The following is a 23465-nucleotide window of genomic DNA, read 5'->3' as shown; positions in this document are numbered from 1 at the left end:
GTGATTTTTTTGGAAATCAAATATGTTTAAAAGATTAGATACGCCCCAAAAGTGTATTGATGCGTTAAGAAGGGGAGATTACTCATCTGTCTTAAATTTAGGAAAGTTAGTATATGCCAGGTATAAACCACTAAATGATAATAAAGTGTTAGGTGCTGACGATGTCACTCCTTTAATGGCAAGTTTAATTGCAGAAACGAACATTACTTTGGATGACATAGTAAAGATTCAGCACGGAATTTTATCTGCACAAGCGGGTTCGCAACAGCAATATTATTTGACTCAACTGATGTCTGCCGCCACAACGCTTTTAAGCCATGAGGCATATTTAATGAAGCAAGAAGATAATCAAGACAAATCTCCCCAAGAAATTCGCCAAATGGTAAGGGATGAAGTTGCTGAAGCAATTAAAGGGTGTGAAGATCCAAAAAAAGAGGGAGCCAAGAAAGTAGTAAACACAACTATAATAGAAATGGATAAAGAAATGGTAATTGTGGTTGAGAAAAAAAAGGCATTCCAGCTGGTATTTGCTTATGCTGCGAATCATTTAATAAAAAAAAATGTGGAACCAATGCGTGAAACGGGAAAACTACTTAGTGATTACCTCGATAGTATAGAGGCCGAGATAGAAGCTTTAGATAAGGAGAGGGATGAATTAGAAAATGATTTGAAACAGCTTATTGACCAACTTCCTAAAGAAAAAGATTTCTCTGCTCGAAAAGAGGAATTAGAAAAAAATATTCATTTAAATCAAGACCGCTTAGACAATATAAAACGATTACCGGACGGATTAAGAAGGAATGCCTACGTTCGTAAACTTGCGACAGAAAATCAACTTTCGTTTTTGATCGCTAACCCAGAAAAGCGTGAAGAAATTTCATTAAATGAGGCTTTATCAGGGGTACCTATCGAAGAGTCTTTACAAAGCCTACACCAACAAATTAAATCCTATATAGACTTTTTAGAAAACAACCGTCCTAGTAAATACTCAATATTGTTAAACGCTTATAATGCTCGTAAAAGTGCTGCTAAAAATATGCTTATTGCGGTTACAACTTCTAATCTAAGGACACCTGAAGAGACGCTAGTCTATTTAGAAAATAATACTAAAGTTATTGAAAATAACCGCCCTGGTTTACTCGAGTTAGGATTTATTGCATGGGTGAAAAATTTCTTTAAAGAGTACAAAGCGGCGATGGTAGAAACAACCGATGCGGCCTTAACCTCCACTCAAAATGAGCTACAAACCCTTAGAGAAAATTTTGTTGAACGCAAAAATGCATTTAAGGCAATTAAGGATGGGGCTGAGAAAGATGTGGCTAATGATCCAACAAACCAATCCTTGCTTAGTTAGTGTGATTAACGGAACAAAAAGCCATAAAAGCAGCTGAATGTTCTACACATCGTTGAAAGAAACTTGCATGATTAAACAAATTTTTTTATTTAATCACCAAATTCTCGGGCCAAGGGCTCGACCTACGCTGGCTAGACCCCGCGGACAAGCCGCGGGGCGTAGGTGAGATAAAAAAATGCGCATGTTTAAATAAATTTTTTTATTTAATCACCAAATTGTCGGGCCAAGGGCTCGACCTACGCTGGCTAGACCCCGCGGACAAGCCGCGGGGCGTAGGTGAGATAAAAAAAACCTTGCATGTTTAAACAAATTTTTTTATTTAATCACCAAATTGTCGGGCCAAAGGCCCGACCTACGTTTGGGAGCTCCAATATTATTGTCCCTGCAAAATATTTGCTATCTTTGTTGCAACCAAATATGCTGTGGCCATAGGAGTACCATCCATGGGAACAGGGGCAATGGATGCGTCTGCAACAAGAAGCTGTTGCACTCCATATACATGCCCTGTACCGTCAACAACACCCCCTTGATTTAAGGGTGCCATACGGCAATGGCTTTGGAACACCATGTTACTCCCCACTTCTTGCTTTATAAAATCAGTTAATTGCGACACATCGTCTAACACCGATGGGTCAGGGAAAATCATCTGATAACTCGGATCAATAACGTGTAATTGGGCATTGATATTCTTAATGTAATTTTGAAATGCATTGATATAAAGCGTTAGATCAGATTGGTTTTTAAATTCACCCAAGTCCATATTGGGTTCTACAAAAGGATTACTGCTTTTAATCATAATAAAACCAGTACTCGCTGGTTGTACTAAATCTAATAAAACAACAGTGATGCCTGGAATCGGATTAATTGAAGCCCATCGCACAGCACGTACTCCAGGATTCGCTCCACTTGGATCCGGCAAAAATGCAATTTGCGAAAATAAACCATTTGGCGCATTCACCTGGGTACCAATATATTTAATAAATTGTTGACCAATAGAGGTATTTGCTAAAGCAGAAATAATATTGCCTGCAATCTGAAGCACGAGCGATGAAGGAGTATCATTGGGATTAGAAGTATAAATCAGTATGACATGGGGTTGATCAGCTAATCCCTGGCCTACATTAGGGTTATTGTAAACCACAGGAATATTGAGTGCCTGTAATAGAGCTGCAGGCCCCACTCCAGAGCGCATTAAAAACGCACTGCTCTTAATCCCGGCACTTACAATAACTCCTTTTGCAGCATAAAGTTTTTTGGGGGTACCGTTTTGGAAATAATTCACTCCTACTGCCTTATTACCACTCCAAATCACATTATCTGCAGTAGCATTAAATAGCACGCGCAATTTACGTCCATAAACTCCATTGCCATTCTGATCCATTACATTATTGTTTAAAAAAGTAATCGCACTACTTGCTCGAAAAGTACCATCGGCCCCCATTTGCGTGTATTGCAATTGAGAAGAAACTCCTATAGGGGTATTGGGATCATTATAATCCGGAACAAAACCCACATGAGTAGCATTCATAATTGCTTGTGAAAATTTAAGGGACACTTGCGTAGGAACTGTTTCTTGCCTGACCGGGAGCGGCCCGTTAAATCCGCGGGCAGCAGGATTCGTCGTTAACCCCATATAACGTTCTAATTCAACATAAGTATTCTGAATACTCGCCACAGACCAGTTTGGTCCTGCTAGCCCTTCCCATTGGGAATAAACTTGATTGGTGCCACGAACCCACGCCCCTGCATTGATCGATGATGCGCCACCTAGCGGTAATGCATAAACCCAATTTAACATCCGCTTATTATCGAATTGTTGGGGAAGCGTTTCAGTGAGTGCATAAAGTGGAGGACCAATTAATCCTAATAATACCGTGATCATAGAGTTTTTTGAGAGATTTATAAGGGGGTCTTGATTTAGATTAGGTCCGTTATGCAAGGCAACTACTGAAGTGTTAAAGTCATCACTGAGTTTTTTAGCTAAAACTGCACCCGCGGTACCTGCACCAATAATAATGTAGTCAGGAACTTGAATCTGAATCATTGCAGGAGCCGTGTTGCTAACCGAAAACATACAAAATCCATTGCTTAACTGCGTACACCCTGCACCTATTGAATAATAAGGAGAGTTAATCTTAATTCCAGCAAAGGGATAGGTATGATTTGGCACCGTAGTCAGTAAACTTAAATTGGCAGTGGGAACATTATAATCTTGGCAACTTACAGGTCCTTTTGCATTGAGACATAAGGTAACATTGACATCAACAGGAGCTCCATTGCCTATAATTGTAAAAAAACGTCCGGGAGCTGCAGAAACAACTTGATGGATGAAAACGAGAAAAACAATACTCCATATCTTTTTTATCATGAGTCTTTTAATCATGTAGAGTCCTAATTGAATAAATGAATTATCTAGTTATCGCCCATACAAGTGCATCAGCATAGGGCATCACCAGTAGTTAAGTGATTGAGGGGTATTGAATCGCTGCTGACTCGGGCATAGAAAGACCTACATTACCCTTAGTTCCTGCAGAATAAACAAAACTAAAAAGGTGCCCATAATTATTCCTTATCGATCTCATCCCTTATATCCTGCAACTTGAATACGCTATTATAAATTGATTCGAACGTCAATCAGTTCAAATGCTGGCTCATAGCATCATACTTTGAAGTAAAGCGTTTCAAATTTATCGAGCCTATGCTTTTTCCAATCTCTTAAATTATCAGCAATCCCAAGCAGTTTACAAAGATGCAGAATAATTGTATTGTCCGCAGGGATTCTTACGATACTTGAATCGAATTATCCTGTCCGCCCTGGGAAAGTTGACTATAGAGGGTATATCTTCATTTACATTCAAGAGGTTTAATATGAAATTGTTTCGTATGGTGTTGCTTGGCTTGTTATTTTCCACTGCTCTAATCACTCAAGCGTCGACTGTTCCGACAGAGGATTATGATTTCCAGCAAGAGCGAATGAAGCTCACCCCTGATTCGGTGATGGTTATTTCAACTTTCGATAGTGAGGATCACGTCACTGCCTACACTTATGCCGGGGTGCGTTTATGGAATGTTCCCTTCCATGCCAAAATATTATCATGGCAAATTGCAGGTGATTTTGTTTTTATTTTTTCTAAAGACCGTAAAGGGACAAAAACTTACATTACCTGCCTTAACAGACATACCGGAGCCCCCATTTGGCAAAAACCTTGAGTTTTTCATCTAAATGGAAATACAGTCCGTTTGCTTGCAAACGGGCTACCTTGCTGATTTCACCATTACTTAACTTCCCTTAAAGTCCGCTTCGGGATTTTTTTCGGCATCTGCATGCACAATCTAAAATGATGAAACGATCTCGTAAATTATTTTTTTATAGGTTTGATAAGCCCAAATTAAATTATTGGTGGCAAAATCAGAAATGGGCGGACGATAATTACAGCAACTGGGAATACGCCACAAAAAGGCATAACTTAAAGTGAATAGAAATATACCTATATAAAAAAGGGAGTATATTCTATAGGAATGAAATCTATGGCTTGATTGGATCTCCTCATTTTTCCTGGGCATTAACGCCCCTCCCACTAATGATAAAATAAATAAGGAAACAAGATTAAAGCGAATAAAGCGCCCCCAATCAATAGCAATACAACATAATGCAAGAGTGCCTATTAATGCAACCAAACACAAAAAAAGAGATATTTTATTTTTAAAAATAAATTTTAATTGCTGCATAACAGGTAAAAATGCAATAGATGAAAACAATAGAATGAAGCCATAAATTTTAAAATAAGAATTGGATTGAATTTGAATAAGCACTCGCTCCATAGCAATTTTCATTGGTGCGCCTAACCACCCTATAGAACCATTAATTGGTACTGGGTATCGAGTGAGCAGAGAGTTATAAATCGCGGTGACTTGTATATCATTTCCTTTAAACACAATACACAAAACAAAACTAATGATAGATAAACTGAGCAGACTTAAATTTAGGAGAACTCGTTTCCTGTCAAGCTTCACTTTTGTCAAATACACCACAACAAGGTAGGGCAAAAAAACAGCAAAAACTTCATGAGTTAAAATGAGCAAGGGATAACACAGCAAAGTAAAATAATAAATTTTTTCAAATGTCTTTTCTTGATACCTCACAGCAGACCAACCAATAAAAGCCAGTACACAATAATAAATACAGTCTTTAAAATAGCCACCTATACTTTCAAAATGATCAACGCTATTAATGGGAAAAGCAAATATAAATGGAGAAAAAATAAGCAAGATATAAGGAGATAAAAAGGGTTGCCTTTTTAATAAAAGAAATGAAAACAACAAAAAGAGAGCATTAAAAAAAATGAGACATATGAATACGTAAAAACCGAGGCTAACAGACGAATATACCGACAGTTGATAAAGAACTTCTCCTAAAAGTCCCCTTCGAATAAATCCTCCTTGGTAATTGATAAGCCAATCACCCATATGCCATCTACTATGGGTTAAAAATGCTTGCCAGCTTCCTAGTGCTGTTAATATAAAAATAAGAATAAGATACGGTCTTAGTATATATTGAATCCATCTATCAATCTGCATTCCCTGATCCAAGGCCTGACCCATGTCTAGTGAAAAATTTCTTGAGGCCAATTCATATGATCTGACATCCAATAATGATTGCTGAAAAGATCATAAACCCCAGCAATAACCTGGCCATAACCCAACATACCACTGCCCAATTTCATTACTTCATCTACAGTTGTAGCTGTTGGTTGCCAATAAATATATACCAAGGCGCCTGCGCCGCCATTTCCAAGCAATTTTTTAAACCATGGTGTAGCGTATTGAAAAGTAGTTGCTGGAGAGTCCGTAGAATTGATTGAGTTTGTTACGCCAATTACTTTAGGAATTAAACCACCCATTGATTGCTTTAAAAACGCCAAATCTAAAGGGGGCACTGGCCTCACTTCAGTATAGTTTTTATTAGCCAGGCGATCACTCAATCCATTATAAAATTGCCCTAAATTTTGCATCGTCATATCTATTCCTTCAGATAAAAGAACATCCTATATTAAGACTAATACAAATATTTGTTTAGCACCACTTTGATCACTATCCGAGCGCTATGAACAATCTCAATTCCCAAGCAAACCACCCGCCTGCCTTATTAAAAATTCTAGAATCGGCAATTTAAATTAATGATCAATTTAAAGAATTTTATATCGCTTAGATTTTTTAAGGAATTTCTTTAGCTATAATTTTTAAAAGAAGGAAAAAAATAGATAAAAATTAAAATACTCTCCTGCTGATAAAAATATCCCTGAATATTATATCAACAAGGAAATTACACAATGCATATTACTTCTAGGAAAAAAAATGGAATTAGATAAAATAAAAAATAACAAACTCTATTTATTAATCAGTGCCTTAGTATGTGTTCTTTTATTTTTTTTACTCATAAGATCACTTTTTCTTCAAAGCCCCTATTTATCAATTAACATGGATTTCTATTTATTAATCAAAAAATTACAAAATGATTATTTATATTGGATGAGCATTTTTTTCTCGTTATTCGGCGATAGATATATCGTTATTCCAACTTTTGTCATTACAAGTGTTATGCTTTTTGGAAAAAAGGAACAGTGGCTTGCTTTACATTTAATCGGTGTCGTTTTAATTGCAGCTTTTCTAGCGCACGTCCTAAAAAATGCTATAGCATATCCCAGACCCGAAATATCAACGAGCGCGCTACCAAGTTATGCTTTTCCAAGTAGGCATGTAACTTTATGCTCCGCATATGTTACTTTTCTGTCTGCCCTCATTATTCCACAAATATCGTCCCGTTGGCTTGGTATAATCATTGCATGCCTTATAGTTATAATCGAATCAATGGCTCGCATAGTCCTGCAAGTTCATTGGCTAACCGATGTAATAGGTGGTGCGCTGCTCGGTGCTGCTTGCGGTTTCCTCGGGGCATATTCCTTTTTCTTAAAACCGAAAACGTCTATTGATATTAAATCAACTTTAACGACTTTATTAATCGTATTTTTAGTTATTAGCGTACTTTATTCTATGGTCATCTATTTAGTAGAGCTAAAACTATTTTGAATTGATGGTTACGCAACATAGTCGGAACCAATAGATTTTAATTGAACCCTGCACTATTTACTGTAGTTACTTAATTATACCTTAATACAGGCACGATATTCTTTGACAGACCAATCCTAATCTGGCGCACCTAATATTTATTCGCAGGAGTATGTCATGCAAAACAATTTAGAAATTAATATCAGTTATTCTGCCTGGAAAGAAAAATATGTTAAATATCTCGAAAAAAACAATTCAGGACGACATGGCTTTCAAAATAATTTCTATGCAAATTTACTCATTGAAAATTTTGAGAAAACGTTTCCCGGCCACTTATCCATTAAAGTAAATGAACAATTTACAGCCTTAGTTAATAAATATTCTTATGAGCTAAGAGCAGCTTATGGCTTTGAATGGGACAAGTCAAAAGTCGAAGCCGCAAATCATCCTAAGTTTTTGGAATTTATGGATGAACTTAAACAAAATGGATTTTTATTTAAACCCGAAATAAAGAAATTTGCACCTCTTCTTGCCCAAACAAGCAGAACGTCACGTGATAGTTTTTTTGGAAAATTGCCTGAAGATTGTCTCAATATGCTCGCTAGTTTTCTTGAACCGCACCTTTCTTTAATCGATGCATCTACGAAAATGAAAGAGGAATTGCAAAAAGCACATGCTTTTTATAACAAGATTCAGCTTTTCTCATTTGAAGAAAATAATGTAGCCTTTTCGCAAAGTACTGGTACGCACATCGCCTTAACGACTTATGAGCCTTTTAAAATATGGTTTGCTGAACTTCCTCTGAGACAAAACATTCCGCTGAACACCAAGTACGGAATGTATAAAGTCAATGATACGACTTTGGCTATCAATAGTGGCCCAAACACTCCTGGAATCCAAATCCAGAAAAGAGGCGACACATTTATCGTCTGTAATAACTTAAGTGCAGATAATGCATATAACAACATGATGCCCGACGAATCAAAGCAAGCAAGAAAAAATAACCTCATAATCGTATTGGCTGAGCTGAAACAAAGCTTACAATCAGAGCATAAAAAGACACAAGAGGCGGTACTTGAACCACAAAACGAAGAAAAGTGTTCCATACAATAAGTGCATCTAAAACTCGCTCATTTGCGACGCAAAAATTTATATTTGTGGCATCCCAACATAAATTATTGCGTCCAAATCTCTCCCAGAATCCATGCTGGTTCGTGCTTCTTATGAAACCGTACAAGAAAGCCGCATGGAACTTGTTGCAAAAAAAATGGCTGACATACAAAAAGAAACCAATGCAAAAGAGTCTGAACATCAGGTTGATAAGAGACTACGGACGAATGAATATGGTTCAATTATTATATTGAGTATTCTCTTTATATCAGTTTGTATCATTGGTCAGAACCAACCTACTCTTGCGTAATGGCATGTTCAACATCCGATATAGTTTAAATAGACTATAATTTTAGTAGGTATTATCCTTCCAGGAATTTTAATGTTTTATCGATTACTTTTAAATTACTTTCGTGTCAAACTACTCCATTTTATATTCATGCAGCTTGTGGTGCGCCTTAGCTCAAAGAAATTAGGAAAAACAAAGAATCTGATCAGTTTTTTGGAACTATTCATCAGTTATTATATAAATAAAAAAATGCGCAAATAATTATCTTGATTTAATAAAAACGCAAGTCAAACTGCCCCAATTACATTCTTAAATCAGATTATTCACTAGAACAATCTACTTTACTTAACACTTATTCGGGATAGCAATAGATATCACTTCCGCCAGTGATACCTGCATGGTATACAACTGCATTCACACCAACAATATTTGTTTTCTCAGTTAGGCATCGATAACCAGAATAAGTATAATAAAACTCACTTCCAGGTACTACGATGCTGCCCTGATCAACAGTATAAATATGTTTTTCAGCATTTACTGTAATGGGTACGCTTTTCCATGTGTGCGTTTTTGTTACGATGACGCTATCAGCCAGGGCTACTGTGCTCAATACAGTAAGTAAAGAAGATATCACTAATTTTTTCATTTTGTATCCCTCCAACATTTGCTCCTTTCTGCTTCTATCTAAAGATTAGCCCAATTGATAGTATTCGCAAATAATAGCAAGGATGCCACGATTTTACTCTGTTCGAACAGTCTTTCCGAGTCTCTATGAAAAAACAAGCGTCATTTGCTGTTTACAACTGTTTCTTAATCACACGTTAAGGATCTTGGGAAAAATCAGAGTACAGGTTGGGTCCCCAAGGGGTGCATTCAGTGAATTGTTTAGAAGATTCAGCTGATTACAACCAGCATTTCCACTTATATCTCCCTTTTTTATGCATATTTATTGCTCTGCAGATTGTAAGTCACCCATTTCTTTGAAGTACCCGAGTTTTCTGCCTATAATTTGAATAAATATTATTCAAGTTGATGCCTATGAAAGCATTTAAAAGGCTAATTAAACAAAAAACTCCATCAAAAAGTGATTCCAGTAAAACAACAATCATTAATCCTGAAGAAAAACCCGTTCAGAGTAAGCCCTTGTTTTCTCCAAATCAAATCCCCAGCGATTTTTTTTCCCATCCCCAAATGAGCGATTTGGCTCAGGTTGGAAAATCAAAAGCACTGGGATATTTGCCATTAGAGCAGATTCGTAATTCTGGCTTTGAGTTATTTCAAGTGACTCTGTTATTGAAAAAAGCTGGGCTAAAATTCTTTATTATTCCTAACCCGCTTCCCGAAGAGATGTATGCTTATAATGCAAGCAAAAAAAAATACATACATATAGTAGATAGTGCAGAATACAAAGTAATTCCCAAAGGTGGCTTTTTAAGTATTCGTTCAGGAGCCCTTGTAGCATATGATGAAAAAGCAGTAAATGATTTGTTAGAAGAAAATGAACACCTTATCAATAAAGAAAATAGTAACGAATCCAATCCTGAGGATCATTGGCCGCTTGAAGCAGGGGATTTTGTTAATATGCTCTTTAGAAAAATGGCTGAATCAGTAGAAATGGATGGTTTGGTGAGTAAAATTTTCAAAGAAATGCCAAACCAATCTGAATTGGATTTAAGTATGAAATAGAAAACAATCCAGCTCCCTCGGAGTTGAAAAGCCAATCGCATTAGACCAAGGGGTTTCCAGCATAATTTCGGTGAATGCAGTAGGAATATCCTTTAGAGATCAGGGCTATAAGTTCGGCCATTTGAGAATAAGTGTATGATTTCTCATTTTTTAGCTCTCTTCGTACCAGATCTACATTTGCTGCACACTATGCAATTTCATTCGTTAAATGAAATCATGGGAGGAATCATGATTTATTAAAGGTATGTCATTATTAAATAGCATAATTGTTCTTGATAAACTCCTTCTTTCCAACAAAATTCTGGCTATGGTCTAATATTATTATTGTTCCCAAACTTTAAGGAGAAAGAAAATGAACAAAAAAGGATCTATTTTATGTACAACTCTGCTTTTAAGCAGCGCTATGGCTTTTGCTGATACGGGCATGCAACCTAATGGCGCAAATACCAACTCTAATGGTCAAAACTCGACCACGTCCACTCCATCTAGTGACACAAGTACCCCTTCCTCCACTGACACAAGTACGCCTTCCTCTACTGACACAAGTACGCCTTCCTCTACTGATACAAGTACGCCTTCCTCTACTGACACAAGTACGCCTTCCTCTACTGACACAAGTACGCCTTCCTCTACTGACACAAGTACGCCTTCCTCTACTGACACAAGTACGCCTTCCTCTACTGACACAAGTACGCCTTCCTCTACTGACACAAGTACGCCTTCCTCTACTGACACAAGTACGCCTTCAAGCAATGGGCAAGGAACTTCCAACACAAATATTAACCAAAGCACCAGCAACGTGGATGCTACAAACGTGGATGTAAATGCCAATGTAACAGAAGTCAATAACAAAGTGAGTATTACTGGAGTAACAACTGCTCCTACTTTTACTAATGTAGAGTTGCGTAACAACGTGTACTACTTATCAGATACCGTAACTCCTGTAAACGGTTTTTATTTCTTAAGTATTGACTCCACAGAACGTGTTTGCAGTCTCAGTAAAATCACAAAAGTAAAAGTTCTCTCAACACCAAAAACTGTCACTGTCATGATAAGAGAGAAGGAACATACCTTATACTGCTATGAAAGAAGCTATTTTAATTTCTAATAGGCTTGGAATAACAGCGAACCCTATAAATTTTATTAAAATTATAGGGTTCGCTGTTATTTTATACGCTTTAAAATTGTGTGGTCAAAATGCTCCCACTTACATGCTGACATATTCGTTCAATTCCAGGAGATCGTAAATTTTTATCCAAAGGAAACTTATAGTTTTTAATTAAGCTAATCATAGATATTTCAAATACCACTCCGTCAGATAGTTTTGTATTTAAAACTTCTCCACCAAATAAGGTCATACGCCTCCCATCAAAACGGTTATTAAAATATTTCCTCCAAAACCCTTCTGATCCAGGTTGTATCATCATTTGAATGCCTTTATTCTTTTTAAGTGCATACTCGATTGCTCTTGATGCAAGCTCCCCCCCCAATCCAAAACCTCTCATATTTTTATTAACGTAGAGCTGGGTTATTTCTATTAATTTTTTATTTTCCAAGGTAATAGAAGAACTTAATTGAACATACCCCTGTATTACCCCTGTTAATCTTTCTTTGGCTGATATCTGAATATTTTCGTTTTGTATCGTAAGTTCAAATTTATATTTGGTCATAATAAACACAATAAGTTACATTTTAAATTCAATTAATTAAATAAAAACTGATATTTTAGATCAGATTTGACCATATTTTTACTTTGTGCATCAGTGGATAGCAAGCCTTGAGTTGGTTTCACTCCTTATTGGGTCAAAATGACCTGAGGTATCGTCAGTTTTTTGAAGAGAAACCTCCACTAATTTTTTCGCATACATACCGCGCTTAATTTTTTTCGCCTACGTACCGCACTATATTTTTCGCCTACGTACCGCGCTTTATGCGCGGTATCCAGGGGATCTTGCTATAGAAATGCTCAGCGGCATTTTTAAATTCGTTCTGGATACCGCGCATAAAGCGCGGTACGTAGAGAAATTTAAGCAGTACATAGAGAAATTTAAACAGTACATAGAGAAATTTAGAATGAAAAACTGACGATAACTCGTCTCGAGCCCTACGTTTGCGGGGCGGAACGTCAGGATAGTACTGGATCGGTCTTTCGGTTGTGGAGAACTTTCAGTTGCATGCCACCATGCTACATAAACAAGAGCTAAAAGTTCTGTGCTTAATTTTTCAAAGTTTTAGGATCTTTAAGCATTTTTTGAATCTCGCCTATATGCATTTCTTCTTCTTGAATCATTTTTCTAGCAAATTCTTCGGCTAACACCGATTTTTTTTCTGAAAGCTGTAATAATTGATAATACAAACTCAAACCTTGTTTTTCATGCTCAAGAGACTCTTCTAAAATATTACTGATATTATGTTCATGGGTCTCTAATAATTTACCAATCTTAAGTGTAGGGTGATAGGAAAAATGGGTGATCAGTTCACCGATTGAATGAGCATGATTTAAGCTCTCTTGCGCCTGATCACGCATCCATTTACAGATAGGGATGCGATTAAAGCCAAAGACCATAAAAGAGTAGTGGGTATAACGCACCACACCTGCCATCTCAAGCTCTAATAATGCATTTAGAATTTTAATAATTGCATCATCAATTGATTCGGATTCAGATCTTCCATGTGTCATATTTTCACTACCTTTCATTTTACGTGTATAACAGTATAGAATAATTCCACCGAAAATCTCAAAGTATTATTAGTTAGTCGATACAGATTGTTGGTGAACTTCCAACCCCAAGGTCTGCCTTTTACTCTAAAACCCTGTGATTAGCGAGTTTAGCTTAAATTATTGGAACTACTTTGCTCATTTTCTTCTTCCTCTTCTGCTGCTTGATCTTCGTGATCCATCATCAACATCAACATGTTTAAAATTAAGGGTACGGCTCCTTCTTCATTATTTTCCGGCACTGGCATCAAACAAAATATTAAGATAGATGGATTTATCAGATTAGGACCACTCTCCACGTTGGGATTATGGTTTTCATGATGTGCAGGTAAAAAAATAGGTTGGAAAAAGAAAGAGTGAGGGTTTTGTGCAGATTGTCCAAATGTGTTTTGCATCAAATGTTCTGCCCATTCATCTGTTAATTCTTGTTTCATGGAACTATTAAACTGTTCAGGAGGTAGTTCATTAGGATCAAAAGCAAAAAATTCTTTAATTTGTTCCGTTGTGAGTGGCTTGGTTGTTAACTTATCTCCCTCAAAGAGAACGTCATTACTTGAAAGGCTCATTAAAGTTTTAATGTGAATAGGCCAATATTCCGTTGCCTTCGTAGTGGGGTCGCCCGGCAGTCTCTCTAACCCTGAAGATACTCCTTTAATACAGAATTTATTCTCCCCAATTTTAACTAAATAAACATGTGTATCTTCGTTCAGTAGTGTGTCTTCCAGCATGATTGGATCAAAATAGGTTGGCATAATCTTATTCCTTTAGTAATTATTTAATCTAAAATGTAATCTACTGGATCATAATGATTTATTCAATACTTTTTAATCACAATAAAATCAAAAAGTATTAATTGTAATTAACATAGATATAATTCGTTGCAATTGTATAAGATTAAACTGTCATACATCGCGAGAACAGAATCCTTATATTTCCAGATCCCACGGCTTGTCCGTGGGATCTAGAACGATTGCATAAAATTGCGGACAAGTCGGCGTGTTGCAAATCGATACTCGAGCCGTGGCGAAGCGAAACCCGAGTTACGGCTTCGCCTGCACCCAGGCTACATTAAAGGCTATTATCCCTGCATAGGCATAACTGTAATTGTGGGTTGACCTGTCCGCTTGTACCAATCTATTGTCCCTTGGTTTTCTTAGGTTCCATCATGGCCAAGTCTGTTTTTTGCTCTAAATGTTCTTTATGTTTTAAATCTTCAATGACAATATTTGCACCATAATAGTTTAAATGATCGCCATTAAAATAATAAGGCAGCGCCTCACCACGAGCAGTACATTTCTCGTCTTTACAAAATAAAGGCCTGGGGTCATAAATTTTTACTTGCGGGAATTCTGCCAATAATTGGTTCACAACATTGTCGTAACTACTGTTCCGCTGTTCAAAACTGGCCCTATCCATGGAGCACTCTTTATTAATACCCCCTTTATGAGGCAGCTGAAGCGGTCTTGATTTAAAACAGGTTTTTATATTGAAATTTAAGCTAGGTATATCCTTTATAAAAACAATATCCTTGTTTCCCTTAAGCGCTTTAGTAAAAAAATAGCGCCCATTTTCTAGAAAACTCTTAGTTCTTTCCGGATCTAAAGCTTTTGCCATACGCCAGTGTGATCCTTGTTTCTCAAAACCCCCAGTCATTAAATAAGCCCAATAACCACCTAAAACGACTGTTTTAATGGATTTATTCGTTTCCAAAAATGATAGAATTTCATCGTATTTTTTCCTGCACTCGTCTTTTAAAAAATAATTACTGGAAAAAGGCAGGCAGGAGCTTGATACAACCATCAAAACCGATTGCGACGGAAATTGCTTCCATAATGCATTCTGATAATGCCAAATATGAGAATCGCCAAGAAACATAATATCTGGTTCTTGATTTTTTGATAAATAACAAACCCCATCACCTGCAAATTTAAAATTCTTAAACTCAGGAATTTTCAATGCACATCCAAAAGCTGGCTCTATCGGAAGGAGGGGAAGATTAATGATCGCGTTTAAGCTGTTTAAATCGTTTAGATTTTTAATCCTAAAGTCGAGGCCGTTATTTTTTTCTATGTAGAAACCGAAACTCGCCATAATGGACATGAAACTTACAAGAAAAACTACTTTAGTCCTATCCTGCCCAAACCCATGCCGTATTGGTCTTTCGATTAATTTATAAGTGAGCCAGGCTAAAACAATAGAGAGTCCAACGGCCACCCATTGAAAAATTTTATGATGAAAACCTCCTTCCATAATTTTTACAAAGGAGAGCAAAGGCCAATGCCATAAATAAAGTGGATAACTGATTAAACCAAACCACACTAAAATACGATTAGAAAGAATGACACGATTTGTCCATGAGTTTTTGCCTGACACGAGAAGTAAAGCCCCTAGCACAGGAATTAGAGCCCAGGCCCCAGGAAAAACCGTAGCTTTTGAAAAGGTAAAAAAGGAGCAGATAATGATGAGAAGCCCAGAAAAAGAAAGGATATTTTTTAATAGCACCCCATTAGACTCTCTTCGATTTCGATAAATAATTTTGGTCAGTGCGGCATCTATTTTTTTTCGTACCTCACTCAATAGATTAATATTATAAACAGTAATATAGGCTAATACGCTTCCGCATAATAACTCCCAAAAACGGGTTTGCGGTGAATAAAATGCGGCTGTGGCATCTACGCTAACTCTTTTTACGTTGAGGAGGAACGATATGAGGACTACCAATACGGTTATAGAGAATAGATTTAATTTTTTTCTCCATGCGAACCAAATGAGAAAGGGCCAGATAATATAAAACTGCTCCTCTATACCTAAACTCCATAAGTGCAACAATGGTTTGGTTTCCGCTGCATTATCAAAATACCCGGTCTCAAACCAAAGTATGAAATTAGATATGAAACCAGCTCCCCCCATAACGTGCTTGCCCAGTTGTTTGTACTCCTGAGGAAATAAGGCGAACCATCCTAATATTAAGCAAAAGAGCAGTACGAACACCAATGCCGGAAATATGCGCTTGATTCTTTTTTTGTAAAAATCTACGAAACTGAAACTATTTTTTTCAAGGCCTTCCAAAATAATAGTGGAAATCAAAAAACCGGAAATTACAAAAAAAATGTCTACGCCAACAAATCCTCCTTTCATCAATTTAGGAAAAGCATGAAAGACTACCACTGATAAAACAGCAATAGCTCTTAAGCCATCAATGTCTGCACGATATTTGAAATGTTGGTGCCCAAGCGAATGAGAACTTCGTTCCACTTTATTGCTTCCTTATAATGTATTGAGTTTCTGCTTACTCTAAACTGCAGCCGCAGTATGGTAAGTTGGGGCCTTTAAGACTTAGGGAACGTCACGTTCATTATCTTTTGTTTCTACGTCCCGCGGCTTGTCCCTGAACGATCGTCAGTTTTTTAAATTTATCATGTACCACTTAAGTTTCTCTACGTACCGCTTAAATTTCTCTACGTACTGCTTTCCTACGTACCGCGCTTTATGCGCGGTATCCAGAACGATATTTTAAGATGCCGCTGAGCATTTCTATAGCAAGATCCCCTGGATACCGCGCATAAAGCGCGGGACGTAGACGAAGAAATTAAGCGCGGTAGAGGTAGGCGAAAAATTTAGTGGAGGTTTCTCAAAACTGACGATACCTCAGGTAAACAGACCCTGAACGATCGTCAGTTTTTTAAATTTATCATGTACCACTTAAGTTTCTCTACGTACTGCTTTAAATTTCTCTACGTACCGCGCTTTATGCCTGAGAGTTGGTCACTTATTGTGACCAACTCTCAGGGCTTGTCCGCGGGACGTAGTAAGTAAAATATTTCTTGAATAAAGATCTCTAATCAAAAAAGTTGACAATACTTCAGGTATTGAATCCAACCTATTATCCTTTACCTTTCTTAGGCTCTATCATGGCCAAGTCGGTTTTTTCATCTAAATGTTCTTTATGTTTTAAATCCTCAATGACAATATTCGCACCATAATAGTTTAAATGATCGCCATTAAAGTAATAAGGCAGCACCTCTCCGCGCGCTATACATTTCTCGTCTTTACAAAATAAAGGCCTGGGGTCATAAATTTTTACTTGCGGAAATTCTGCTAACAATTGGTTTACAACATTGTCATAACCATTAGCCCTCTGTTCATAACTGGCCCTATCCATGGAGCACTCTTTATTAAAAGTTACTTTATGAGGCAGTTGGAGTGGTCTTGTTTTAAAGCAGGTATTTATATTGAAATTTAAATCAGGTATATCCTTTATAAAAACAATCTCCTTATTTCCCTTAATGGCTTTGCTCAGAAAATAGCGCCCATTCTCCAGAAAACTCTTCGTACCTTCCGGATCTAAAGCTTTTGCGGTACGCCAGTTGGTTCCTTGTGTCTCAAACCCCCCTGTCATTAAATAAGCCCAATAACCTCCTAAAACGACTGTTTTAATCGATTTATTCGTCTCCAAAAATGCAAGTATTTCATCGTATTTTTTTCTACACTCGCCTTTTAAAAAGTGATTACTGGAAAAGGGAAGGCAGGAAGTTGATACCAGCATCAAAACCGATTGCGAAGGGAATTGCTTCCATAATGCGTTTTGATAATGCCAAGTATGAGAATCACCAAGAAACATAATATCTGGTTCTTGATTTTTTGATAAAACACAAACACCATCCCCAGCAAATTTAAAATCCTTGAACTCAGGAATTATCTTTTCGCAAGGAGTGGTATTTTCTAGCGGAAGCAAGGGAAGAGCAACAATATCGTGTACGCTATTCAAATTGTTCAGATTTTTAATTCTAAAGTCGAGGCCGTTATATTTTTGCAGGAATAAACCGAAACTCGCCATAATGGACATTAACCCTACAAGAAAAGCTACTTTAGTCCTGTCCCGCCCAATTCCATGTCGTATGGGTTTTTCGATTAATTTATAAGTAAGCCAAGCCAAAACAATTGAAATTCCAACCACGATTAATCGAATAGTTCTACTAGGAAGATCTTCTTCCATAATTCTTACAAAAGAAAGTAAAGGCCAATGCCATAAATAGAGTGGATAACTAATTAAACCAAACCATACCATAATACGATTGGAAAGAATGGCGCGATTTATCCATGAATTGTTCCCTGCCAAGAGAAATATGGCCCCCAGTACAGGAAGTAATGCCCAAGCGCCAGGAAAGGTTGTATTTTTTGAAAAAGTATAAAGGCAGTATGCAATGATCATAATTCCGAAGAAAGAAAGCGTATTTTTTAATATCTCCCCGTTAGACGCTCTACCTTTTTGGTAAATAATTTTGGCGAGTACTGCATCTATTCTTTTTCCTATCTTATTGAAAAAATTAATATTATAAAAAGTAATATAAGCTAATAAGCTTCCGCATAATAACTCCCAAAAACGGGTTTGCGGTGAATAAAAGGCAGCGGTAGCATCTAAGCTAACTCTTTTTACGTTGATGAGGAACGATATAAGGACTACCAGTACCGTTACAGAGAATAGATTTAATCGTTTTTTCCATACGAACCAAATGAGGAAGGGCCAGATAATGTAAAACTGTTCCTCTATACCTAAACTCCATAAATGCAACAATGGTTTGGTTTCCGCTGCATTATCAAAATACCCGGTCTCAAACCAAAGTAAAAAATTAGATATAAAACCAGCTCCCCCCATAATGTGCTTCCCCAGTTGTTTGTACTCCTGAGGAAATAGGGCAAACCATCCTAATATTAAGCAAAAGAGCAGCACAAACACCAATGCAGGAAATATGCGCTTGATTCTTTTTTTGTAAAAATCTACAAAACTAAAACTATTTTTTTCAAGGCCTTCAAAAATAATTGTGGAAATCAAAAAGCCGGAAATTACGAAAAAAATGTCTACGCCAACAAATCCTCCTTTCACCCATTGGGGGAAAGCATGGAAAGCCACTACCGATAAAACAGCAATAGCTCTTAAGCCATCAATGTCTGCACGATACTTGAAATGTTGGTGCACAGGAGGATGAGAACTTCGTTCCACTTTATTGCTTCCTTATAATGTATTTGAGTTTTCTGCTTTCGCTAAACTGCAGCCGCAGAAATTCTACTCCACGCTAATAAAGTGGGCAATAATAGATTTGGGCTTGTCAAAATTTTTATAGAATTAAAAAAAAGAATTTCATCAAAATAAAAAGATATAAGAAATACTTAAAAACAAAACTTATCAACTATAGATTAATTTAATGCTCGAATAGATTTCTCTTCTGAACTAAATAATTCTGGATAGCTTTTGACTCAATCAGGTAAGAACGAATAGGAATATCCAGTGGGGTTTGTTGGATGACTTGCAAAAAGGCATACAACGACATGTCAATCACACGGCACTCATCTTGTTGACTCTGGACTATGAAATACTCCACTGCCTGCAAATCATCAACGCCTTTCTGATAAATTTGCTGTCTGCTGTGCCGGGAAACGCCTTGAAAATGGCCTTGCTTTCGTAGTTGGCGACGAATTAGAGATAACACGAGTTTGCCCATGCCTTTGGGAAAAAAATGTCTGAATGCCCTGTCAATCTGCTCTTTATTTTCTGGATCAATCCAGCGAGAATATAAAATAATGAAGTAGAGATGCTCTTCTAATAATCGTCTGATGGGCAAATCTTCAACGGGATCTTCAATGTTCAGCCTATATTTTTCCTGACAATGCTTAATAATAAATTCGGAATCAGCAACCACAACACCATCATCATCGATCACAGGAAATTTACCTTTGGGACCTTGACGGGGATTGAAAACCTGGACGACCTCAAAGGGAATCTTTGCCCAGATTAAAAAATAAAATACCTTACTGCAAAATGGCGATAAACTGGGCATACCCCAAACACCAGGATACTGGTATAGCTTAATCATAATTACCTCTGCGAGTCAGTTTGAGGATTAATCTCGGATTCGATAAAACCCAGGGAGACTTGATTTGGTGCAAAAGCTGAATAAATGTTTTCCCAACAGACGGATCATTGGACGCCCGCCGCAATAATTTTTGCATCCCCCATTGAAAAGCATTACTCTTGTCACGAACCATGTCCTGATTAGAGGCCAATAACCAAGGTATCCAACTGCAGCGGTGTAGCTGTTTTTGCTTCACCCAATTAACTCTCCCACGCTTCTTTAACAGCTCCACTTGCTTAAGAATAACGGTTAAGCCTTGTCCATATACTGGATTTTGATATCCAATACAGTCTCCAACAGCCCATAAGTTCAAGGGCCAACGCTGACGCTCAATAATTAAACGCTTATTATTCAAATTAGCGTAAGGAATCCAGGACTTGCCCAGACAATGGATATGGCCCAGTTGGTTTTCTTCAAATAAGCAGCTTACTGCTGCTTGTTTTTGCTCATCAGTTTTGATTGTCCCTGTAGTATCAATCAACGTTAAAATCAGTGCATTTCCTTCTATTGGCGACAAAACCAAACCAATAGGTTGTCTTTTAGGGCAGGCTTGAATATAAACCTGTTTGGCCTTTAAATCGGTTAACCAATCATTTTGCTCCAACCGAGTAGAAAAATATCGATATTGATTGTTCACGTGTAAACTTTCCAGCCCTAATTGCTTTTGCAAATCAGACGCCCTACCCCGCGCATCAATAACGTGTCCTGTTATAGCCAGAGATTCTCTTTCTTTAAAGTGCAGTTGTTTTATCTTTCTTTCCGCAATCAGCCATTGCCCTACTGTAGCGGTTAAGGTTCTGATGTTTTTCCGTTGTTGACATTGAGACCATAAAACCTGGTTTAAGTAGTGCCGACTAAATAGGTGGGTTCTCACTTCGCAATCATTAGGTGCAAGTATGCCATATGGGGTTTTCCACCAGGTATCTTTGCCCCAATCAACAACCGGGAGTGACCTAATGGTTAATTGCCGCCAAACATCTGGCAATAAGGAGCTCAATAATCGCTGCCCTTCTGCTAACAGTACGTGCAAATGATGGCTTTGGGGGGCCCCTTGACTGAGACCCAGTTCATCAGGCCAATATCGGTCGATGAGTAAAATCTCTTCATAGTACGGCGATAAAGCCAGTGCTGAGAATAATCCACTCGCACCTGCACCAAGGATGGTTAGCGATGATTTCATATCACGCCTTGCATGTCTTCATGTAAAGTTTGCAGTTGTTTAAGTCCCTGCGCATAATCTTGGGCCGAGAATGTTTTTAAAGATTCCTCACCTATTTTTTTATACAGATCCGCTCTTTCTTGTCGCAGAAACTCAACAATGCGTTCTTCGCTTCCATTCTTCCCATGCATTTTTCTTAATTGAATTTCATTGCTGATACACCCTTCTTCTGTTTCTCTATCCAGGGTAGTTAATGTGTTACAGATATGTCCACTGCGTTGAGCACAGTAAAAAATTTCTCGCATGGCGGCCATTTCTTGCCATTCAATGCGGTCACTGCACGCCAAATCCATCATTCCCGCAATAACCATACCCATGTTATGCGGAGCGTGCCACAGATACTCTCGTTTGCAGATTAATAAAGGGTCGCTGTTGAGAAGGGTACTAAAACGCATATTGAGGAAGTACTGCTGCAAGTCAAACTCAATGAGTGCAATAAGTCTTGGTTGAAGGGTCATTTTATGTATAGACTGGTGTAACCATCCGTACAATTGACAAGCCAGATTTAGTGCTTGTTGCTGATGAACAGATAGAGAAGCTACTTGATGACCACCCTGGATTGCCGCAATAAAGCTTGTTACCCATTGCATGCTCTTGAATGAAGGATGATCGGTGAAATCATCTGTCAAAGTAATGAGCGAGCCCAGCATCCACTTTGCCAGTTGACAGTGTTCATAAAAAAGAGTGCTGACACTGGATAAAGTAGTCTTTGCATAACCAAAAGACAAAAACTGAGTAAATAAACGTTCATCACGTCCCATATCCAGTCTTAGGTACTCACTTAACCAACGGTTTAGCGTGGCTGGCAATTCAACCATATATGGCTCCTTGGATGTAGCGTAATTTCAGCATTCATTATTGGTTTGATACTGCTTGGTGTTGATAATCGAAAACGCCGACACATTGCAGATAAAATCAGCATGCTTTCAGTCATAGCCAACTGATGTCCGGTGCAAATACGCTTTCCTAAACCAAAGGGCATGAACGCTTTATTGGCAAATGGAGAGCCATTCAGATGCCGCCTGATATCAAATGACATTGGATTTGACCAGTATTTTTTATGTCTTTGCATACCATAGACATTGATGATCACCAAATCATTAGAACGGAAATTCAGATTGTACAAACTCACATCAACCGTTGGTTGACGAACGAGCATATATGCCGGGGGATAGAGACGAAGTGTTTCACAATAAAGTGCTTGAGTCCAAGACCATTGCCTCATTAATTGCACGGACAACTGCGCCTTGTCGGAGCTTTCTTCTAATATAGCCTGCTGCCATTCTGGATTATTAGCCAGATAATGCAGCGCGGTGGTAATAGAACTCGCTGTCGTTTCAAAACCAGCAAATAAAAACGTACTTAAGTGATCGATGCATTCCCTCCTAGGCCAGTGTAGTTGAAGTTGATGCAATGGTGAACTGCTACGGACGCTGGCTGTTTGTAATAGGAAGTCTAATTTTATCCTCAACTCAGAAGCCTTCTTATGAATCAATCGATGCGGGGGCAATGGCAAAAATAAAGGCAACCGCAGCAATTGCCGCATGCGTTGGCCACAGTATTGATTTAATACCAACATATCATTAATGATTGGTGTTACATCTCCCACACCTTCAATACCCATTAAGGCTAATATGTTGCCCATGGTCAACTTCATAATGATTGGGTGAATATCAATGAGCCCCTTATTAAATTCTTGCAATACGTTATCGATATTAGTGGTTATCAAAGGCAATGAGTCATTCAATCCTTGAATAGAGAACTGTGGCTTAATTGCAGGCACTCTATGTTTCCAATCATTATCATCTAACTGGACCAACCCTTGGCGGCCCGTAATAGGGATAAGCTGTTTAAACACAAAAGAAGACTTGGCAAAACAGCTATGTTTCACTAGAGCATCCGCCAAATCAGGTTGACGAAGTACCCATAAGCGCTGATGCAGACACTGAAAAGCAGCGACATCACCATGGGAATGAGCGACTTGGGCCATGAAACGAATAGGAGCCTTGTGGAAATAAGACAGAGACTTTAAAGGTAACCGGTGGAAAAGCATCGGCGTTCTTCCTGAACTGAGATGGTACCGCATGAGATTTTTTAGTATAAAATATTTT

The 23465-nt window shown here is 37.8% G+C and carries 20 protein-coding genes; 6 read left to right on the top strand and 14 right to left on the bottom strand.

Annotated features, from left to right (window positions below; all coding sequences use genetic code 11):
- Positions 1-22: 22 nt before the first annotated feature.
- Positions 23-1354 carry a hypothetical protein gene (locus tag FOLKNPGA_RS02515; protein ID WP_182351607.1) on the top strand — a complete coding sequence of 444 codons (1332 nt, stop codon included), beginning with the start codon at positions 23-25 and terminating at the stop codon, positions 1352-1354.
- A 373-nt stretch (positions 1355-1727) separates the two neighbouring features.
- Here FOLKNPGA_RS02515 and FOLKNPGA_RS02510 read toward each other — a convergent pair whose 3' ends face one another.
- Positions 1728-3737 (bottom strand): GMC family oxidoreductase, encoded by a 2010-nt coding sequence (locus tag FOLKNPGA_RS02510; RefSeq protein ID WP_182351606.1) that lies wholly within the window; start codon positions 3735-3737, stop codon positions 1728-1730.
- A gap of 485 nt (positions 3738-4222) precedes the next feature.
- Between FOLKNPGA_RS02510 and FOLKNPGA_RS02505 the strand changes: the two genes are divergently transcribed.
- Positions 4223-4564 (top strand): hypothetical protein, encoded by a 342-nt coding sequence (locus FOLKNPGA_RS02505; protein WP_182351605.1) that lies wholly within the window; start codon positions 4223-4225, stop codon positions 4562-4564.
- Positions 4565-4687: 123 nt separating this feature from the next.
- On the opposite strand, the gene FOLKNPGA_RS02500 is transcribed toward FOLKNPGA_RS02505, so the two are convergent.
- Both FOLKNPGA_RS02500 and FOLKNPGA_RS02495 read right to left on the bottom strand, forming a co-directional pair.
- Positions 4688-5932, bottom strand: a complete 1245-nt coding sequence (locus FOLKNPGA_RS02500) for a hypothetical protein (RefSeq protein ID WP_182351604.1) — start codon at positions 5930-5932, stop codon at positions 4688-4690.
- A gap of 26 nt (positions 5933-5958) precedes the next feature.
- Positions 5959-6372, bottom strand: coding sequence for a hypothetical protein (locus FOLKNPGA_RS02495; RefSeq protein WP_182351603.1), 414 nt, complete (start codon positions 6370-6372; stop codon positions 5959-5961).
- A 337-nt stretch (positions 6373-6709) separates the two neighbouring features.
- Here FOLKNPGA_RS02495 and FOLKNPGA_RS02490 point away from each other — a divergent pair, with 337 nt between their 5' ends.
- The 3 genes from FOLKNPGA_RS02490 to FOLKNPGA_RS02480 all read left to right on the top strand — a co-directional run bounded on the left by FOLKNPGA_RS02490 (position 6710) and on the right by FOLKNPGA_RS02480 (position 8840).
- The gene (locus FOLKNPGA_RS02490) at positions 6710-7441 is read left to right on the top strand and encodes a phosphatase PAP2 family protein (protein WP_182351602.1); all 732 of its coding nucleotides are present in this window, start codon (positions 6710-6712) and stop codon (positions 7439-7441) included.
- 156 nt (positions 7442-7597) lie between these two features.
- Complete coding sequence (locus tag FOLKNPGA_RS02485; protein WP_182351601.1) at positions 7598-8533, top strand: hypothetical protein; 936 nt, start codon at positions 7598-7600, stop codon at positions 8531-8533.
- A 133-nt stretch (positions 8534-8666) separates the two neighbouring features.
- The gene (locus tag FOLKNPGA_RS02480) at positions 8667-8840 is read left to right on the top strand and encodes a hypothetical protein (protein ID WP_182351600.1); all 174 of its coding nucleotides are present in this window, start codon (positions 8667-8669) and stop codon (positions 8838-8840) included.
- A 331-nt stretch (positions 8841-9171) separates the two neighbouring features.
- Here FOLKNPGA_RS02480 and FOLKNPGA_RS02475 read toward each other — a convergent pair whose 3' ends face one another.
- On the bottom strand, positions 9172-9465 hold the full coding sequence (locus FOLKNPGA_RS02475) for a hypothetical protein (RefSeq protein ID WP_182351599.1): 294 nt from the start codon (positions 9463-9465) through the stop codon (positions 9172-9174).
- Positions 9466-9857: 392 nt separating this feature from the next.
- Here FOLKNPGA_RS02475 and FOLKNPGA_RS02470 point away from each other — a divergent pair, with 392 nt between their 5' ends.
- Complete coding sequence (locus tag FOLKNPGA_RS02470; protein WP_182351598.1) at positions 9858-10505, top strand: hypothetical protein; 648 nt, start codon at positions 9858-9860, stop codon at positions 10503-10505.
- Between the two features lie 459 nt (positions 10506-10964).
- Here the strand turns inward: FOLKNPGA_RS02470 and FOLKNPGA_RS02465 are convergent, their stop codons facing one another.
- The 10 genes from FOLKNPGA_RS02465 to FOLKNPGA_RS02420 form a co-directional block, all read right to left on the bottom strand.
- Positions 10965-11279: a hypothetical protein gene (locus FOLKNPGA_RS02465; RefSeq protein ID WP_182351597.1), complete on the bottom strand. Its 315-nt coding sequence runs from the start codon at positions 11277-11279 to the stop codon at positions 10965-10967.
- A gap of 404 nt (positions 11280-11683) precedes the next feature.
- Entirely contained in the window at positions 11684-12175 is a 492-nt protein-coding gene (locus FOLKNPGA_RS02460) for a GNAT family N-acetyltransferase (protein ID WP_182351596.1), read from the bottom strand.
- A 545-nt stretch (positions 12176-12720) separates the two neighbouring features.
- Entirely contained in the window at positions 12721-13185 is a 465-nt protein-coding gene (locus FOLKNPGA_RS02455) for a bacterioferritin (protein WP_182351595.1), read from the bottom strand.
- A 149-nt stretch (positions 13186-13334) separates the two neighbouring features.
- Positions 13335-13976, bottom strand: a complete 642-nt coding sequence (locus tag FOLKNPGA_RS02450) for a hypothetical protein (protein ID WP_182351594.1) — start codon at positions 13974-13976, stop codon at positions 13335-13337.
- A gap of 382 nt (positions 13977-14358) precedes the next feature.
- On the bottom strand, positions 14359-16479 hold the full coding sequence (locus FOLKNPGA_RS02445; protein ID WP_182351593.1) for an acyltransferase family protein: 2121 nt from the start codon (positions 16477-16479) through the stop codon (positions 14359-14361).
- A gap of 628 nt (positions 16480-17107) precedes the next feature.
- Entirely contained in the window at positions 17108-19225 is a 2118-nt protein-coding gene (locus tag FOLKNPGA_RS02440) for an acyltransferase family protein (protein ID WP_182351592.1), read from the bottom strand.
- A gap of 199 nt (positions 19226-19424) precedes the next feature.
- Positions 19425-20096: a Tom37 metaxin N-terminal-like domain-containing protein gene (locus FOLKNPGA_RS02435; RefSeq protein ID WP_182351591.1), complete on the bottom strand. Its 672-nt coding sequence runs from the start codon at positions 20094-20096 to the stop codon at positions 19425-19427.
- On the bottom strand, positions 20089-21315 hold the full coding sequence (locus FOLKNPGA_RS02430) for a hypothetical protein (protein ID WP_182351590.1): 1227 nt from the start codon (positions 21313-21315) through the stop codon (positions 20089-20091). The genes FOLKNPGA_RS02435 and FOLKNPGA_RS02430 overlap by 8 nt, the downstream gene beginning before the upstream one ends.
- A complete protein-coding gene (locus tag FOLKNPGA_RS02425; RefSeq protein ID WP_182351589.1) occupies positions 21312-22172 on the bottom strand; it encodes a hypothetical protein in 861 nt (286 codons plus the stop codon). Before FOLKNPGA_RS02425 ends, FOLKNPGA_RS02430 begins: the two co-directional genes overlap by 4 nt.
- Entirely contained in the window at positions 22148-23344 is a 1197-nt protein-coding gene (locus tag FOLKNPGA_RS02420; RefSeq protein ID WP_182351588.1) for a cytochrome P450, read from the bottom strand. The genes FOLKNPGA_RS02425 and FOLKNPGA_RS02420 overlap by 25 nt, the downstream gene beginning before the upstream one ends.
- Positions 23345-23465: the final 121 nt, after the last annotated feature.

Source organism: Legionella sp. PC1000, assembly GCF_014109805.1.
Lineage (GTDB): Bacteria > Pseudomonadota > Gammaproteobacteria > Legionellales > Legionellaceae > Legionella > Legionella resiliens.
This window is presented reverse-complemented; position numbering and strand designations above follow the sequence as displayed.

Excerpts from the sequence above, each read along its gene's own strand:
- FOLKNPGA_RS02515 (WP_182351607.1), top strand. The coding sequence starts at position 23 with ATGTTTAAAAGATTAGATACGCCCCAAAAGTGTATTGATGCGTTAAGA.
- FOLKNPGA_RS02510 (WP_182351606.1), bottom strand. The coding sequence starts at position 3,737 with ATGATTAAAAGACTCATGATAAAAAAGATATGGAGTATTGTTTTTCTC.
- FOLKNPGA_RS02505 (WP_182351605.1), top strand. The coding sequence starts at position 4,223 with ATGAAATTGTTTCGTATGGTGTTGCTTGGCTTGTTATTTTCCACTGCT.
- FOLKNPGA_RS02500 (WP_182351604.1), bottom strand. The coding sequence starts at position 5,932 with ATGCAGATTGATAGATGGATTCAATATATACTAAGACCGTATCTTATT.
- FOLKNPGA_RS02495 (WP_182351603.1), bottom strand. The coding sequence starts at position 6,372 with ATGACGATGCAAAATTTAGGGCAATTTTATAATGGATTGAGTGATCGC.
- FOLKNPGA_RS02490 (WP_182351602.1), top strand. The coding sequence starts at position 6,710 with ATGGAATTAGATAAAATAAAAAATAACAAACTCTATTTATTAATCAGT.
- FOLKNPGA_RS02485 (WP_182351601.1), top strand. The coding sequence starts at position 7,598 with ATGCAAAACAATTTAGAAATTAATATCAGTTATTCTGCCTGGAAAGAA.
- FOLKNPGA_RS02480 (WP_182351600.1), top strand. The coding sequence starts at position 8,667 with ATGGAACTTGTTGCAAAAAAAATGGCTGACATACAAAAAGAAACCAAT.
- FOLKNPGA_RS02475 (WP_182351599.1), bottom strand. The coding sequence starts at position 9,465 with ATGAAAAAATTAGTGATATCTTCTTTACTTACTGTATTGAGCACAGTA.
- FOLKNPGA_RS02470 (WP_182351598.1), top strand. The coding sequence starts at position 9,858 with ATGAAAGCATTTAAAAGGCTAATTAAACAAAAAACTCCATCAAAAAGT.
- FOLKNPGA_RS02460 (WP_182351596.1), bottom strand. The coding sequence starts at position 12,175 with ATGACCAAATATAAATTTGAACTTACGATACAAAACGAAAATATTCAG.
- FOLKNPGA_RS02455 (WP_182351595.1), bottom strand. The coding sequence starts at position 13,185 with ATGACACATGGAAGATCTGAATCCGAATCAATTGATGATGCAATTATT.
- FOLKNPGA_RS02450 (WP_182351594.1), bottom strand. The coding sequence starts at position 13,976 with ATGCCAACCTATTTTGATCCAATCATGCTGGAAGACACACTACTGAAC.
- FOLKNPGA_RS02435 (WP_182351591.1), bottom strand. The coding sequence starts at position 20,096 with ATGATTAAGCTATACCAGTATCCTGGTGTTTGGGGTATGCCCAGTTTA.
- FOLKNPGA_RS02430 (WP_182351590.1), bottom strand. The coding sequence starts at position 21,315 with ATGAAATCATCGCTAACCATCCTTGGTGCAGGTGCGAGTGGATTATTC.
- FOLKNPGA_RS02425 (WP_182351589.1), bottom strand. The coding sequence starts at position 22,172 with ATGGTTGAATTGCCAGCCACGCTAAACCGTTGGTTAAGTGAGTACCTA.
- FOLKNPGA_RS02420 (WP_182351588.1), bottom strand. The coding sequence starts at position 23,344 with ATGGCCCAAGTCGCTCATTCCCATGGTGATGTCGCTGCTTTTCAGTGT.